16 protein-coding genes and 3 pseudogenes are annotated in these 14,798 nt (G+C 33.5%); 8 read left to right on the top strand and 11 right to left on the bottom strand.

Annotation, left to right across the window (positions count from 1 at the left end; translation table 11 throughout):
• Positions 1–112 precede the first annotated feature (112 nt).
• Positions 113–259 (bottom strand): hypothetical protein, encoded by a 147-nt coding sequence (locus tag AC1DMU_RS17605; RefSeq protein ID WP_000724334.1) that lies wholly within the window; start codon positions 257–259, stop codon positions 113–115.
• Positions 256–1,350: a Rap family tetratricopeptide repeat protein gene (locus tag AC1DMU_RS17610; RefSeq protein ID WP_060489132.1), complete on the bottom strand. Its 1,095-nt coding sequence runs from the start codon at positions 1,348–1,350 to the stop codon at positions 256–258. Before AC1DMU_RS17610 ends, AC1DMU_RS17605 begins: the two co-directional genes overlap by 4 nt.
• A 577-nt stretch (positions 1,351–1,927) precedes the next feature.
• Between AC1DMU_RS17610 and AC1DMU_RS17615 the strand changes: the two are divergent.
• Positions 1,928–2,179, top strand: a pseudogene (locus tag AC1DMU_RS17615) (CPBP family intramembrane glutamate endopeptidase); the annotation flags it as partial.
• A gap of 430 nt (positions 2,180–2,609) precedes the next feature.
• Here the strand turns inward: AC1DMU_RS17615 and AC1DMU_RS17620 are convergent.
• Entirely contained in the window at positions 2,610–2,999 is a 390-nt protein-coding gene (locus AC1DMU_RS17620; RefSeq protein WP_088062252.1) for a hypothetical protein, read from the bottom strand.
• A 203-nt stretch (positions 3,000–3,202) separates the two neighbouring features.
• Positions 3,203–3,709: an RrF2 family transcriptional regulator gene (locus AC1DMU_RS17625; protein ID WP_063222022.1), complete on the bottom strand. Its 507-nt coding sequence runs from the start codon at positions 3,707–3,709 to the stop codon at positions 3,203–3,205.
• Between the two features lie 210 nt (positions 3,710–3,919).
• On the opposite strand from AC1DMU_RS17625, the gene AC1DMU_RS17630 reads away from it, so the two are divergent.
• Positions 3,920–4,561 carry an FMN-dependent NADH-azoreductase gene (locus AC1DMU_RS17630; RefSeq protein ID WP_088062250.1) on the top strand — a complete coding sequence of 214 codons (642 nt, stop codon included), beginning with the start codon at positions 3,920–3,922 and terminating at the stop codon, positions 4,559–4,561.
• Positions 4,562–4,635: 74 nt separating this feature from the next.
• Here AC1DMU_RS17630 and dhaK read toward each other — a convergent pair whose 3' ends face one another.
• Positions 4,636–6,387, bottom strand: coding sequence for a dihydroxyacetone kinase subunit DhaK (gene dhaK, locus AC1DMU_RS17635; protein ID WP_088062247.1), 1,752 nt, complete (start codon positions 6,385–6,387; stop codon positions 4,636–4,638).
• A gap of 178 nt (positions 6,388–6,565) precedes the next feature.
• Between dhaK and dhaS the strand changes: the two genes are divergently transcribed.
• Positions 6,566–7,132 (top strand): dihydroxyacetone kinase transcriptional activator DhaS, encoded by a 567-nt coding sequence (gene dhaS / locus AC1DMU_RS17640; RefSeq protein WP_000204220.1) that lies wholly within the window; start codon positions 6,566–6,568, stop codon positions 7,130–7,132.
• Between the two features lie 19 nt (positions 7,133–7,151).
• Positions 7,152–8,150 (top strand): DhaKLM operon coactivator DhaQ, encoded by a 999-nt coding sequence (gene dhaQ, locus AC1DMU_RS17645; RefSeq protein ID WP_088062245.1) that lies wholly within the window; start codon positions 7,152–7,154, stop codon positions 8,148–8,150.
• A gap of 107 nt (positions 8,151–8,257) precedes the next feature.
• Here the strand turns inward: dhaQ and AC1DMU_RS17650 are convergent, their stop codons facing one another.
• The 3 genes and pseudogenes from AC1DMU_RS17650 to AC1DMU_RS17660 all read right to left on the bottom strand — a co-directional run bounded on the left by AC1DMU_RS17650 (position 8,258) and on the right by AC1DMU_RS17660 (position 10,006).
• Positions 8,258–8,911: a DUF2306 domain-containing protein gene (locus AC1DMU_RS17650; RefSeq protein WP_088062243.1), complete on the bottom strand. Its 654-nt coding sequence runs from the start codon at positions 8,909–8,911 to the stop codon at positions 8,258–8,260.
• Positions 8,912–9,059: 148 nt separating this feature from the next.
• Positions 9,060–9,314, bottom strand: a pseudogene (locus AC1DMU_RS17655) (hypothetical protein); the annotation flags it as partial.
• 47 nt (positions 9,315–9,361) lie between these two features.
• Complete coding sequence (locus AC1DMU_RS17660; protein WP_088062241.1) at positions 9,362–10,006, bottom strand: VanZ family protein; 645 nt, start codon at positions 10,004–10,006, stop codon at positions 9,362–9,364.
• A gap of 244 nt (positions 10,007–10,250) precedes the next feature.
• On the opposite strand from AC1DMU_RS17660, the pseudogene AC1DMU_RS17665 reads away from it, so the two are divergent.
• The 4 genes and pseudogenes from AC1DMU_RS17665 to AC1DMU_RS17680 all read left to right on the top strand — a co-directional run.
• Positions 10,251–10,352 (top strand): annotated as a pseudogene (locus AC1DMU_RS17665) (TetR family transcriptional regulator); the annotation flags it as partial.
• A 194-nt stretch (positions 10,353–10,546) separates the two neighbouring features.
• Positions 10,547–10,858, top strand: a complete 312-nt coding sequence (locus tag AC1DMU_RS17670) for an ArsR/SmtB family transcription factor (protein WP_000433539.1) — start codon at positions 10,547–10,549, stop codon at positions 10,856–10,858.
• 288 nt (positions 10,859–11,146) lie between these two features.
• Positions 11,147–12,322, top strand: coding sequence for an MFS transporter (locus AC1DMU_RS17675; RefSeq protein ID WP_088062237.1), 1,176 nt, complete (start codon positions 11,147–11,149; stop codon positions 12,320–12,322).
• A gap of 747 nt (positions 12,323–13,069) precedes the next feature.
• Complete coding sequence (locus tag AC1DMU_RS17680; protein WP_080492803.1) at positions 13,070–13,174, top strand: YjcZ family sporulation protein; 105 nt, start codon at positions 13,070–13,072, stop codon at positions 13,172–13,174.
• Between the two features lie 105 nt (positions 13,175–13,279).
• Here the strand turns inward: AC1DMU_RS17680 and AC1DMU_RS17685 are convergent, their stop codons facing one another.
• The 3 genes from AC1DMU_RS17685 to AC1DMU_RS17695 are packed head-to-tail and all read right to left on the bottom strand — an operon-like array spanning position 13,280 to position 14,709.
• Complete coding sequence (locus AC1DMU_RS17685; protein ID WP_088062233.1) at positions 13,280–13,651, bottom strand: ATP synthase subunit I; 372 nt, start codon at positions 13,649–13,651, stop codon at positions 13,280–13,282.
• A gap of 22 nt (positions 13,652–13,673) precedes the next feature.
• Entirely contained in the window at positions 13,674–14,258 is a 585-nt protein-coding gene (gene pssA, locus AC1DMU_RS17690; RefSeq protein WP_142291685.1) for a CDP-diacylglycerol--serine O-phosphatidyltransferase, read from the bottom strand.
• Positions 14,251–14,709, bottom strand: a complete 459-nt coding sequence (locus tag AC1DMU_RS17695) for a MarR family winged helix-turn-helix transcriptional regulator (RefSeq protein ID WP_088062231.1) — start codon at positions 14,707–14,709, stop codon at positions 14,251–14,253. The genes pssA and AC1DMU_RS17695 overlap by 8 nt, the downstream gene beginning before the upstream one ends.
• Between the last annotated feature and the right edge of the window lie 89 nt (positions 14,710–14,798).

Below are 14,798 nucleotides of genomic sequence, written 5' to 3' on the forward strand. Positions count from 1 at the left end.
AAAAATTAATTTGGGGTATTTGCTTTTCTTAGCTTGATAGCGATACCCTACTATTTAACATCAAAAAAACCTCGCTATTAATAACGAGGTTTTCCATCACGAAACTTTATCTTCAACCAGTATTCCCATGTGCATATTGAACGATGACATCTTTAATAAATTGAGAGGCTTCCTGATGATTGACCGAATTATGAGACACATTCAAAAATAACGTAAGAGCCGTGACAACACCAACTAAGGTAACACTTATTTTTTTCATTTTAATGCCTCCTTTTTAAAAACCTCTTCACTCGCTTTATGGCTAGAGAAGAAATAATAACTCGCTTTTTCAAAGTTATGTTCTTTATGGAATAGAACCGCTAGTACTTCAGTATATTCTTTCACGTATTCCCAAAGCTTCTCTCTTTCGAAATATTCAATACCTTCTAATACAATTTCTTCTAGCTTTTCTCCATTTAATCCTTCATTTAGTCCATTTAAAATTTTAAAATGGTGTTGGTACTCTACCAATTCTAATTTATCGCAAATCTCCGTGCCTTTTCGAACAAGTACTGAAGCTAGTGAATTTTCGTCTAATTTAAAATGTTCTTTCCCCTTAATATATATCGCTTTATAGTTTTCAGGCATTTTTTCACAGACCTCATTTAAATGACTGATAGCTAACTCCGAAAGATTCTGTCCAGCATACATTAAACCTAAATTTTGTTTTACAACTAACATACCGTTTTCATTTTTAACCTTTTTAAAGATATCCATTGCCGAAATATAAAGTTCTTCAGCTAATTCCCATTCTTTCAAATGTGTACAAGCTAACGCCATTAGGTTGTTACAATAACCGATTTTCACTTCATACCCTTCATGTTTAGCAAATATTTCTTTTGCTTTTGTTGCTTGTTGGAAGGCCACAAAAGCCTGATAATAATGATATTGGAAAACAGCTTGGTTATAATAAAACTCTGCTTTTTCAATTTCATCTGGAATACTTTCAAGTAAATTTTCTGCCATTTCATAATGCTCTTTTGCTGCATTGTAATTACCAACTGCATTAGAGTAGATTGCTTTATAAAAATGATAATAATACGATAAAAAATCATCAGTTGGTTTACCCAAAGATTCAATTTGATCAAAACTATTTTTTGCTATACTCAAATTATCTATTAAATATTTATAACCAAAATCAAGTAACGAATAATACAGTAATAGATTTTGGTCTTCTTCAATATTATTTATAGAACTCTCAATTTCTTTTTTAAATTTATATGCATTCGCAACGTTTCTATTTCGAATTTCAATATACCAGGCATTTAACAGTTCAGTAACTTTGTTATTTACGGTAGTTTGAACATTCAATTTACATCCCCCTTTTCCAAAATTATCTATATACTCTTTTCCTCATACTACCATACAACATTACCTCGTGATATCTTCATAAACTTGAGATAATTTTTACAGAAAATTCAGAATTACATTCGTTTAACTAACATTTATTTAAACAATTAAATAATTGATTTTACACAAACGAAAAGATAATAATCTTAAAATCGCAATCTCGGCTGCACCCCATGCCTATCAAGCTAGTATTTTAAAATGTCCCCTAAACGAAAATTTTATTACTTTCCAGTTATCTATGAGAATTTAGTTCATTTTTTCATTTTGAGTAGTTTATTTTGGGTAGCATGATAGTGATGTGGTGCTATCCCTGTTAGTAGTAATTTTAATATCACTATGGATAAATTACTTTTAGAACTTTACTTCCAAGAACGAATTTTATGTAAATAATCAGTTAAAAATTCCCTTTTTTAATTGATTAAGTAATATTTTGAAAGAAAATTTAGTTATAACAGAAAGAATATTCAGTGTATTACCTCGACGCGCTGAATAAGTACATTAAAGTATGTTAAAAATTTAGCTTAAGGTGGGATTGTATATGACTGAAGATAAAAGACTGAAAAAGCCGGTGGTAAGTTTTATATTACTAACCAACATTATTTTTTGGCCACTTTTTCTGCTTGTAGGAATTACAAAGTTATTACATTTTCCAACTTGGATTTTTGATGTAATGCTCTGCATATCAGCTTGGTCTTCCACTTTTGCTTTTATATTTCTATTTAAAAGAATTTATCCTGGACAGAGTTTTATTCAATTTGTAAAAGATAGATTTAAAAATAAACTTAATTACTTTTGCTAAATATGAATATTTTTTAAAGAGGTAAAGTTAATATAGATCAACTAAATAACGCAAAGAAAATGTTTTATTTCATAAAAAAAGGCTCCATTGCTGGAGCACTCAAAAATAAAATAAGTAAATGAATTAAAACAAATAACAGACAATTTAACTATATAGATTAAACATAAATAAATCTATATATATTTAATATTACATATTAAAACCTGTTTATTGATGCTATAATAGGTTCACTCGATGATTGTTATATTTTTTTATGGTTTTTAAGCAATATGATACCTTCTTAACACCAAGTGTACAAGTAAAAGAAGACATCTTAATCGATGTCTTCTTTTCTTATACAATAACAACACAATAAAATTAAGTTGAGTCAAGCTGCAGGATGGTACCTTGATATGACAGTAAAGAATACATCATCACGGTATCAGCAAGCAAAAGTGTATTCTGCATTTCTGAAAACAGTAGATGGCAGATTGTGACCTGCTGAATCTGCTAAGAAAGAATATACAAGAACATCCTTAACATCATCTTTATTTCCACTAACGATGACATCAAGAAAATCTTCTATTTGGAATTCTGGCGTAAACAACACAATCTTAGTTGTTCTGTTTGGTTCTAAAGAAACAAAAGTACGAGAGATTTCAACTAACTCATTTTGAGTCGGGAAAGAAATGTTTCGACTTCTCTTAACAGTTACCGTTACATTACTAGTATGGCAGCGTGAATCATTGTTTAACATAATGTTGAGAGCAGTTGGAATAATCCCATTTTCAGAAACTGGAACTCGAAACACTCCAGTAGATTTATGAGCCATATAATCACATCCTTTCAAAATAAAATATACTTACAATATATTAGATGCAAGAATCGTTCATTTTGATAGGGACAAATTACTGATATGTGGTACATATGTGAAGAAATCAAATTGGCAATGGAAATAGACTTTAAACTAGACAAATAAAAGTTGATCGATATTGTTAAAAAACAAAAAAACTCTAACTAATTCGTCATGGCGATTTAGTTAGAGTTTTTTTGTTTGAAGTATTCACGAGTATCTACCCTTATCTTTTCAGGTAAAACAATATCAAGTTCTTTATCTAACCATGCAAGAGTCTTTTTACGAAGAAACTCACGCATGTGTTCTTCTGCTTCAAGCATTACTAAGTTAATTGTACAAGAAGAATTGCTAGGGTCACAAGAATTACAAGCGTCGTCTCGATATAGTAGACCATTCTGTACAATATTTTTACATTGAAAAATAGGTTTTGGGCCTTCGACGGCTTCTATTACATCCCAAAAAGAGATATCTTCTGGAGACTTAGCTAACCTATATCCTCCCTTTACACCTGGGACAGAATTCACAATGTCAGCTTTAGATAATTTACCGAAAACTTTTGAAAGAAATGTTTCAGAAAGTCCTTGAAACTCTGCCAAATCTTTTATTCCAACACTTTCCTTGGAAGGAGTATTAATTAAATAAACTAGGCAATGCAAGGCATATTCAACCCCAACACTATATTGCATATACAAATCACCTGCTTTTTATTTTAAGGGTTATCAAATTGTATCTTAGGACCATTTAGAATTTTAGTCAAATAAAAAAAGGCTCTTTTAGAATAGTATGTATTTCATTTGACAAAAATAATTTCAGAGCTTATATTAAAGACAATATCAATCGACGATTAATATTGTCGACAATTAAAACGTAAAAACTTTTAAAAAGGGGAAATACAAATGAACACAACACTTATCATAAACGCACATCCGAAAGTGGATGATACATCATCAGTCAGCATTAAGGTTCTTAACCACTTTTTAGAATCTTATAAAGAATTAATTCCTAATAATGAAACGATTGAACAGATTAATTTATACGATGATGTAGTACCAATGATAGATAAAACTGTTTTAAGCGCATGGGAAAAGCAAGGAAATGGACAGAAGTTAACTGATGAAGAACAAAAAGTAACAGAGCGTATGTCCGAAATTTTACAACAATTTAAAAGTGCAAATACGTATGTTATCGTATTACCTTTGCACAACTTTAATATTCCATCAAAGTTAAAAGATTACATGGACAATATCATGATTGCACGTGAAACATTTAAATATACTGAAACTGGATCAGTGGGATTACTTAAAGATGGAAGAAGAATGCTTGTTATACAAGCAAGTGGAGGAATCTATACAAATGATGATTGGTATACAGAAGTGGAATACTCTCATAAATATTTAAAAGCAATGTTTAATTTCCTAGGTATTGAAGATTATCAAATCGTTCGTGCACAAGGAACAGCAGTACTAGATCCAAATGAAGTATTACAAAATGCGTATAAAGAAGTTGAAGAGGCGGCTTCTAGGTTGGCTAACAAATAAATTTTTTCACTGGAAGAATGATGGTTATAATTAAAGATCCCCTCCACCTTAAGGCAGAGGGGATCTTTTAATTTCTATTTCAAACTACCCGCAATCTCCGTAAAGATAACTCCAAGTGCATGTGCACCTGCATCTGGATAGCCTAAGCTTCTTTCACCAACTGTACCGGCGCGGCCCATGCGAGCTACGATTTCTTTCGTGTACTCTGCTCCTTTAACTGCTGCTTCTGCTCCTTTTTCAAAGGCAGTTTTCATGTCTTCTTCGTTTGAAGCGCTAGCTAACCAAGAGTCTACACATGGAGCAAGTGCGTCAACAAGCGTTTTATCACCAACTACTGCTCCTCTACCGAATGATCTTTCACCGATAGATTGTATACCTTGCAGTGCTGCTTGTAACATTTCAGCGAATTCTTTCACTGTTAGCTCACGCTTCTCGCCTGCTGCTTTACTAGCTGCGCGGAATGCTCCACCCCAAATTGGACCAGATGCGCCGCCGCAATGTTCCATAATAATCATCGAACAACCGTCAAGGAACGATCCGATTGTTACGTTTTCTTGATCTACAATAGAATGCCACTCACGTTTTAATTGCTTAAATCCTTTTGCCACACTCATTCCGAAGTCGCCGTCACCTGCATGTGTGTCTAACTCACAGAACGGTACTTCATTTTTAATAATAATATCGCTCATTTTATCAACGAGATAAATCATGTTGTTTAATGTAATGACATTATTTTTAATAACAGCGTGCTCTTCCGCTGTTTCTATTTCAAAGGAAACTTCCTTCTCTTCTGCTCCTTCAAGCACATTCACATACTCTACACTTTCAACTGGACCATCTACTTTAAACGCTGGTGTATTACATTCTTTAGATAGTAATGTTTTTAGCTCATCATCTAGTTTCATTACTGTTAAAGACATACCAGCCATATCGATACTCGTCATATAGTTTCCGACAAATACTCTATTAATTTTAATGTTTCTAGCAGCTAATTCTCGCGTCACTGCGTTGTTAAATAAGTAAAGTTCTTGTAGTGGTGTTCCGCCAAAACCGTTAACTAGAAGTGCGATTTCTTCGCCGTCTTTTACTCCTAAATCTTTTATTAAATCACTTGTCATACGGTTAGCTAATTCATCAGCTGACATCGTTTTTTCACGCTTAATTCCTGGTTCACCGTGAATACCAACGCCGTATTCCATTTCATCTTCCGCAAGTGTGAAAGTAGGTGATCCGCTCGCTGGAACTGTACAAGAAGTTAACGCTAAACCGATTGTGCGCACGTTAGCCGCTGCTTTTTCTGCGACAGCTTTCACCGCTCCTAAATCCATACCCGCTTCCGCTGCTGCGCCGGCAATTTTATGAACGAGAATAACCCCCGCAACGCCGCGGCGTCCTACTGTGTACAGGCTATCTTCTACTGCAATATCATCGTCCACTTTTACGTAGTCGACTTCAATTCCATCTTCAGTCGCTAAATGCGCACCGTTTTTGAAATTCATAATATCGCCGCTGTAATTTTTAATAATTAATAACGTACCTTTTTTACTAGCTGTCTCTTTAATTGCTTGATACACCTGAATTTGTGAAGGCGAAGCAAACACATCTCCGCACACTGCCGCATCTAACATTCCTTTTCCGACTAATCCTGCATGCGCTGGCTCATGACCACTACCGCCGCCACTAATTAACGTTACTTTATTTTCGTTCATTTCTTTCTTCTTAATTACTTTATATTTTTTCAAAAGCTCAAGCTCTGGATGAGCCATAACCATTCCGTTGCACATTTCCATTACTAATGTTTCTGGTTTATTTATAATCTTTTTCATTGTGATTCTCCCTCAATTCCTTTAATATATTGTGATATATTTGAAATCTTCTTCTTACTACTCATGTTAAAATGAAAGCGTTTTATAGTAAACGGACAAAATGGACAATCTGTCTAAAGACACCGCTCTCATTTGTAGGTAGGATTTTCATATTACTAACATTCTAGGGATGATTCAGATGACCTCTTCTATAATTTCTAAAAAGATAATCGCGAATTCATTGAAGTATTTAATGGAAACAGAGTCGTTTCATAAAATATCAGTGAGCGATATTATGTTACACTGTCAAATGCGTAGGCAAACTTTTTATTATCATTTTAAAGATAAATTTGAACTATTAAGCTGGATTTATAGAGAAGAAACGAAAGAGAACATTATCGACTTTCTCGACTATGAAACGTGGGAAAACATTTTCGATTTATTATTTGATTACTTTTATGAAAATCAAAAATTTTACCGAAATGCTTTTAAAGTCATTGAGCAAAACTCGTTTAATCACTATTTATTTGAGCATACGAAAAACTTATATATGAAGATTATTGATGAATTATCTGTGAGCTGTGGATTCAGCCTTTCTGATGAGACAAAAAATACGATTGCCTCCTTTTATAGTCACGGCTTCGTTGGAACGATAAAAGATTGGATTGAAAGCAAATGCGAAGTAGATCCTTCCATTATGTCTTCTCTCATGAAAAATATGATAAACAATCAATTACTACTATTACTGGAACAATCAGCAAAGTAATTAAAGGGTGGCAAAAGCAATGAAAAAGATTATGAATGATGTAGAAAATGTTGTTCAAGATATGATGCATGGCTTTTATTTTGAACATAACGAAAAAGTAAATTACGATGAAACAAATAACATCATTTATGTAAAAGATATAGAAAAACTGACGCAAAACGTTGTTATCATAAGCGGCGGTGGTAGCGGACATGAACCTGCTGATATAGGTTATGTAGGAAAAGGCATGCTTACAGCGGCCGTAAACGGCAATATTTTCACTCCGCCTACAGTGGAACAAATTATTGCGGCAACTCGCCTCATGCCAAAAAATAAAAGTATTTTATTCATCATCAAAAACTTTAAAGATGACGTAGCAAACTTTATTGCGGCTGAACAAATTGCTAAAGAAGAAGGAAGAAAAATTGATCATATCATCGTAAATGACGACGTTTCAATTGAAGATGATGCTTCGTTTAATAAAAGAAGACGCGGCGTCGCTGGTACTGTTTTCGTTCAAAAAATACTTGGTGCGGCTGCTGAGAGCGGACATTCTTTAAAAGAACTAACAACACTTGGCCGTTCTATCACCGAAAACTTACACACATTAGGAGTCGCACTTTCACCTGCAAACGATCCAGTGAAAGGAAAAGCTTCATTCACATTAAACGAACATGAAGTCTTTTATGGCGTTGGTATCCATGGTGAAAAAGGATACCGTAAAGAAGCACTATCCTCTTCTGAAATATTAGCGATCGAACTAATGAATAAATTAAAAAGCATTTACCGCTGGAGAAAAGGCGACAACTTCGCTATTCTCATTAACGGATTAGGCGCAACTCCATTAATGGAGCAATACATTTTCGCAAATGACATTCGCCGTTTATGTGAGCTGGAAGGATTACATGTGAAGTTCGCAAAGGTTGGTACATTGCTGACTTCTTTAGATATGAAAGGTGTTTCGCTGAGTTTGCTTAAGGTGGCGGATTTGGATTGGGTGAAGTGGTTGAAAGAAAGTACGGAAACTGCTAGTTGGTAATACAAATAGGATGGCTTCCATTGGCCATCCTATTTTTGTACGTAATTCAGCTATTAAAAAATTCAATTACTGAAGAATTCTGCCCTCAATATTACAGCAAATTTACATTAAAAATGTAAATCCTCATTTCCTTCGTATTTTCCTTTATTAAGTCTTTTTCTTATGAATAATTCTGCAACAATTAAATTAGGTACCCACGCTAACCAAGCAATAATAGCGTAGCTAAGTTCAAACCGCTCTATTCCAAATAGAACGATAAACAACGGTAGCCAAATTCTTAATGTAACTGCTCCAAAGGTTAAAGAATAATTTCTAACCATCCAATTCCGATGGTCTTTAATTTTTTTATTCTTAACTCTATGTAACGCTTGATATGCTGATGTTAGCCAAAATACGGATAACAAACCGAAACCTAACTTCGCTACCAACCCTCCCGTAGCATAAAAGGATAAATATAGTCCAGAAACGCCTCCTAATAATATACCAACCATATAGATTCTCCCAACTATTCGATGACGGTTGATATTCCTTTCTCTAAATTTAGTCGATAATGTAAAAGGACCAATTACTAATGCTACTATACTAGTTGTAATATGTATAAATAACATCATATACCAGAATTCACTTAATTTAGATCCAAACATAAGCTTCGCTTTTACAAGTCCTGTTTGAAATCCATCCATAATAAAATATTGGACAACAACATAACCAGATACTAAAAGAGCAAAAAAAGTAAATACAAACCAAATTTTCCTGTTCAAATTTTACTGCCTCCTTATTACATTAAGGAATTAGATTATACATTACTGTTCATTCTAGAGAAAAATAGAAAAACCTTCTTCATACATAAAAACCCTCAAGTATATCGTTCTATACTTGAGGGTTTGCTCATCTATTTCTTCGCATCTCTCATTTTCTTACATCAATAGTTAGCTCATCTGTAATCTGCTCAAGATGGAAAAATTCTTTTATATAATGGATATGTGACCATTTCTCTTCTCCACCAATAATAAATAATTCTTGCGCATCATACATAAATGAAAAACTTGGATAGAAACTGTCAGCCTTTATTTCAATCTCATCATTACGATTACTGATCATCTTACAGTCTGCTGAATAGCTTAATAACGTATAAAGAGAATCTTGTGCTGATTGGAAGAAATACTAGAATCATTTTATAAACGAGATAGCACAAGAGCATAATCACCTCACTAAAGGATGACAGGTCTTCCAAATAAAGCTGGATGATAAATTAACATCGCACCTACAAATGAACAAACTAAACAAAAAACAGCCTCGTATTTTATGACTAAAGAAGAGTTCGTATCAAGCTTTTTTCCCCCTCTTTTACATATCATTTTAAACATTTTAAATAAAACTCTATATATTACATACCCAATAATCGCCCCGAGGGTATTCGTAAATAAATCATCAATATCTGTAATTCTATTATTTAGTAATTGATTTAACTCAATTGCCAATGAAAAAAAGAATCCCGCACATACGGTGTTTTTCATTTTTCTAAACTGTGGCCAAATAGTCGGTAATAAAAAACCGAACGGCATAAACAGTTCAATGTTCAAAAGATAGGTAGTACTACCTGCCGTATCAAATAGAGTCAAGTTAATTTGACTGACACGAATCCACTTTTCATATCTACTTATATCCCATACAGTCGCGATTTGAGTCACCTTATACACTAGCGAAAGGTAGAACAGAAAAACATATACCCATAAAAAATGCCGAATAGATATATTTCCTTTCGCTTTAAAATAACATCCAATTTGAAACACAATACAAAAAATAATAGTAAAAAAATAAGTATACAAATAACTCATCAAAACTCCTGTATGCATGTAGAATCCCCTAACTTTACATTTTCATCTATAACTTTATCGTTTTTAATATCCTTCTTGATGTAACTCATTTATAGGATAGGAAAAACTTTTAAAATAAAAAGTGGGGTAAACATAAAATTTTTCTTAAATCTTCAGTTAGGTTTTATTATTACTCTTCTTAGGAATCCGCCATTGATAGCTAGGCAACAACATGCTTAAACCTAACAATATTATCATTTTTGCACGTAATCCTCGTAGTACTTTAACCGATGAAGCATATATAAAATCATGTAAATCGTTTGTTCAGTTAACACATGAAATTAAGAAATATATGACGTACTATAATCACTCTTGCTATCAATAGAATTTAAAGAAGATGACTCCTGCTTGCATACAGAAATCATCTTTTTTAGGTTGCCTAACTTTTTTTAGAAAGTCCTTTACAAAGGGTACAGATTAAGAGCATCTTCTTCCTATTCAAAGGGATCAACTATGCCTTCTTCCCTTAAAATTACTAAAACCCATTTACAAATCTATAAAAGTAGATATAATATCCTTATGGAACCTTTATTAATTTATAAAGCATTGTCAAATGAAACAAGATGTCAAATTTTATCATGGTTGAAAAATCCAGAAAACCATTTCGATGAAAAACCTTATCTAGAACAAGACCTTAACTTTCAAGTTGGAGTATGTGTAGGAGATATCCAACTTAAAACTGGCTTAGCCCAATCGGTTATTTCTAGTTATTTATTAACTATGAAAAAAGCAGGCTTACTAGAGTCTGACCGAATTGGAAAATGGACCTACTATCGTCGAAACGAAAAAACAATACGAGAGTTTTCTGAATACGTCCAAAACGAATTATAAAATGAAAGCTAATAATCAATCAGCATACTAATTGATTATTAGCTTTCACACATTCTGCTTTTTTACAGGTATCCAATTACTTTTTTTATAAATTGCACTGCCTATAAAAGCAAGAAACATCGAAAGGAGAAATTTTTTTAACATATCATATCTAGTTATTTAGATATCTGTTATTGTATTTAGAATTACATACTCCTGATAATATTGGCATCCAATCATGCTTATAATAATGCTTCTTTGTTAATGAATTTACTTTCAAAATACTGATACGAATGGAGAGTTTTATAAATGAAAAAAGTAAATCCTTTACTTATTCTGACACTCGCAATAGGTGTGTTCGGAATTATTACTACCGAGATGGGTATTGTCGGCGTATTACCACAAATCACTGAAAAATTCGGAATTTCAACTACACAAGCTGGATTTTTAGTAAGTACATTTGCACTAGTTGTTGCTATTTCTGGTCCGTTTTTAATTCTGCTCGTCTCTAGTATTAATCGCAAAATAATTTTATTAACAGCAATTTTCATATTTGTTATTTCAAATTTAATCTACGCTTATACAACACAATTTGAAATCATGCTTATTTTTCGTATTTTACCGGCAGCGCTTCATCCACTCTTCTTTTCAATCGCTCTTGTAACAGCTGCTAAACTTGTCCCTCCAGAAAAGAGCGGTCAAGCAGTTACAAAAGTTTTCATGGGAATTACTGTTGGCTTTGCTTTAGGTGTACCACTAACCTCTTACCTTGCAGACCAATTTTCACTCGAAATGGCTTTCTTATTCGGAGCATTCGTTAACACTCTTGCATTCATTGGAATACTACTCCTACTTCCTTCTATGCCTGTTAAAGAAAAAATGTCTTTCGGCAAACAAATTCGTATACTCGGCAAACCAGGATTATGGTTAAATATTTTAACCGTCAAATTCCTTTTTGCAGCCATGTTTTCCGTATACAGCTACTTCGCTGAGTACCTTGCAAAAGTAACTTCCATGAATGGATCTCTCATCAGTATCATGCTATTCATATTTGGTATAGTTATGATTTTAGGTAATCATTTATTTGGTGGTCTTCTGCAAAAAAGCATAATAAACACTGTAATAGCATTCCCTATTCTATATTCTATTGTTTACATATTGGTTTATTATTTAGGTTCCTACCTTGTTCCAATGATTTTTATAGTATTCATTTGGGGAATCGTACATGCTGGTGGATTAATTGTTGGTCAAACATGGTTAATAAGTGAAGCTAAAGAAGCACCTGAATTTGGTAATAGTCTATTCGTTTCGTTCTCAAATCTCGGAATTACTTTAGGAACCACTATTGGAGGCTGGTTCATTTCAAACTTAGGCATTCACCAGCTTATTTGGAGCGGATTTATATTCACACTACTCTCATTTCTATTAATTATAATAAAACTAAAATTTTTCAATTCTAATAGCCAGGCTTCATTATCAAGCTAGTACATTTTCAGTTCCAAATTCGATAAAAAACATTATAAATTCTTCTTATACGATTTTATTAACTAAAAAGTATAATGCTCAAAGCCTTTAGCCATAATTACGACTAAAGGCTTTTTTGTATATAAAAATAATTCTAAAAGGAGCTAATTTTATGGAACATAATCAAAATGGAGTACTTGCTTTAATTGTTTTTTTTTTAGGATTAGTGTTTTTTGTTAGTGGAATGGTTTATCATTTATGGGGTTCTTTTTAATGGTATGATTGTAATCACTCATAAAGTGAAACTTTAATCAGTGGGGGTTTTCTTCATCCCCCACTGATTATCAGCCCTCACCAATCGGACTTTTATGGGCAGCCCGACCCCCACCTAAATTCTTTGCTTTCGCTAAATTTTGAGGTGGGGGTCTTACTGCCCATTAAAGCGGGATAAAAACCCTCAAGTATATCGTTCCTTTATTAATTTCAACGTTTAGACAGATACATAATTCCAAAACTAAAACGTTTATTGCAATTATCGATATGGAACATTTCCAAAAACAACTTAACATGGTAAAATAATATTCGGACGGGAGTCCAATATTATTAAAATTAAGATGGTTCAAGTCGGAGGAAGGCACCTTAGGGTGTCTTTTCTTTATTTTCAAAAGGACCTGCTCAATTATTGTGTAAAAAACATAAAGTAAGTTGAATCCATTAAAATACATGAGTGACCCCTTGTTTTCCCCTCTTATTAAAGGAGGAACTATTATGGGATTTGGTGGTAGTTGTAGTAGTGGTTGTGGCAGCGGCTTTGCTTTACTAGTTGTATTGTTTATTTTATTAATCATTGTTGGAGCTTCTTGCTTCTGCTAAAAAACTATCGGAAACGACACTCTTATATGGGTGTCGTTTCTTTGTAATAAAAAGCTATCTATAAAGGAAAGTTTTCACATCCAAATTAGTGATTTACACAGCACTTTATTTCTTCGCATCCCTCATACTGTAATACCCTAAATTAATAATAATTAAGAAATACCCAGCCATAATTCCAGCTGCAAATGTCCACATGTACTCACGATGTTCAATTTCATACATAATAATCGCGCCGAGTATGGCGGCTGCAAACCGATTCATCATGCCGAGCATTGGTGCTTTTTCTTTTTTTACGATGCTATTTCCGAACTTTTCAATACGCCTTCCTAAAATCCAGGCGCAGTATATACTAACTAAAAGGCCGATGCTTATCCCTACAAGCTGGGCTGAAAAAGGTGTCACCAACCATCCGAATAACATCACGCCTAGTAAACAATATATTTGTATGTTGAATGATCTTAATGCCATACGAATCATGTTATGCTCCTTATCTTTCCTATTAATCCCATCTTTCGGACTTCAAGCTTTCCGATATATCTTTTTTAAAATGGGGGAATTTGATTTTGCTCACCATTAAATAAGCGAGTAAGCATGTGCCCAACGCTACGGAAACTGGGTTATTTAGGAGGCATAAAATGAGGAGACACATTGCCGCAAATGGAATGGGCATTCCGATGAATGTTGGGAGTTTGCTTTGTTGCGTGTTAAATCTAGCAAGCCGCAGCATTCCGCAAATACTATACGCGAGTGCACATATCATCCCAATAAACTGCAAATCTTTTAACGAGGCACTATATGCAAGAATAGACGGTGCCACACCGAAAGTCACTAAATCCGCAAATGAGTCTAGTTCTCCGCCCATTTCCGAAACAGAATCTAGTTTCCGAGCAACCATACCATCAAACAGATCAAATACCATACCTGTAATAATGAACATAACTGCACCATACATATCGTGAACGAAAACAGCGTGAATAGCCAAAAGCCCACACACAAAATTTGCTATCGTAATCATATTTGGTATGTAACTCATAACACGCTTCTCCTCCTTTCTACTAATTGCTTCATCTTGCTTCTTACTCATTACAATCAAGATTCTTCTGTTTTTCTTCCAATATCACTTTATTTATTTTCGTTAACGTATCAGTCATTTGCTGCAAAGCTTCGATATCAATTTTCGAGAAATATTTCTCGATTAATACATCATCTAACTTCGACAATTGCTCCATATACTTACTACCGTTTGGACCGAGTGTAAGGAAATACTCCCTTTTATTATTCGGATTAACTTGCTTTGAAATCATCTGTTGCTTTTCCAATTTCGATAAAACTTGGCTCACAGCACTTTTCGTTATATTAAACGTACTTGCAATGTTATTTGCTGTTGTGTTTTCATTTAAATTGATATGAAATAGCATGCTCTCTTGCTGCCCAGTAAGACCGAACTCATCCTTTAAATCTTGAAATAGTAAAATGTAGAGTTCCGTATAGGCTCGATTCATTTCATTAATTACTTCTTTATATGATCTAGTCATAGTGTTCTTCCTCCAATTATGCTGCTCTTTCATCTTATCTGATAGTTTAGTTCACTTAACTAAACTATATTATACCTTTATGTTTGTGT

The organism is Bacillus sp. 01N45 (genome assembly GCF_056399205.1).

What these genes read in the sequence shown, in the direction of transcription:
- dhaQ (WP_088062245.1), top strand. Translation starts at nt 7,152, where the DNA reads ATGAAAAAGATTATGAATGATGTAGAAAATGTTGTTCAAGATATGATG.
- AC1DMU_RS17675 (WP_088062237.1), top strand. Translation starts at nt 11,147, where the DNA reads ATGAAAAAAGTAAATCCTTTACTTATTCTGACACTCGCAATAGGTGTG.
- AC1DMU_RS17625 (WP_063222022.1), bottom strand. Translation starts at nt 3,709, where the DNA reads ATGCAATATAGTGTTGGGGTTGAATATGCCTTGCATTGCCTAGTTTAT.
- AC1DMU_RS17685 (WP_088062233.1), bottom strand. Translation starts at nt 13,651, where the DNA reads ATGATTCGTATGGCATTAAGATCATTCAACATACAAATATATTGTTTA.
- AC1DMU_RS17660 (WP_088062241.1), bottom strand. Translation starts at nt 10,006, where the DNA reads ATGCATACAGGAGTTTTGATGAGTTATTTGTATACTTATTTTTTTACT.
- pssA (WP_142291685.1), bottom strand. Translation starts at nt 14,258, where the DNA reads ATGAGTAAGAAGCAAGATGAAGCAATTAGTAGAAAGGAGGAGAAGCGT.
- AC1DMU_RS17620 (WP_088062252.1), bottom strand. Translation starts at nt 2,999, where the DNA reads ATGGCTCATAAATCTACTGGAGTGTTTCGAGTTCCAGTTTCTGAAAAT.
- AC1DMU_RS17605 (WP_000724334.1), bottom strand. Translation starts at nt 259, where the DNA reads ATGAAAAAAATAAGTGTTACCTTAGTTGGTGTTGTCACGGCTCTTACG.
- AC1DMU_RS17670 (WP_000433539.1), top strand. Translation starts at nt 10,547, where the DNA reads ATGGAACCTTTATTAATTTATAAAGCATTGTCAAATGAAACAAGATGT.
- dhaS (WP_000204220.1), top strand. Translation starts at nt 6,566, where the DNA reads ATGACCTCTTCTATAATTTCTAAAAAGATAATCGCGAATTCATTGAAG.
- AC1DMU_RS17695 (WP_088062231.1), bottom strand. Translation starts at nt 14,709, where the DNA reads ATGACTAGATCATATAAAGAAGTAATTAATGAAATGAATCGAGCCTAT.
- dhaK (WP_088062247.1), bottom strand. Translation starts at nt 6,387, where the DNA reads ATGAAAAAGATTATAAATAAACCAGAAACATTAGTAATGGAAATGTGC.
- AC1DMU_RS17630 (WP_088062250.1), top strand. Translation starts at nt 3,920, where the DNA reads ATGAACACAACACTTATCATAAACGCACATCCGAAAGTGGATGATACA.
- AC1DMU_RS17680 (WP_080492803.1), top strand. Translation starts at nt 13,070, where the DNA reads ATGGGATTTGGTGGTAGTTGTAGTAGTGGTTGTGGCAGCGGCTTTGCT.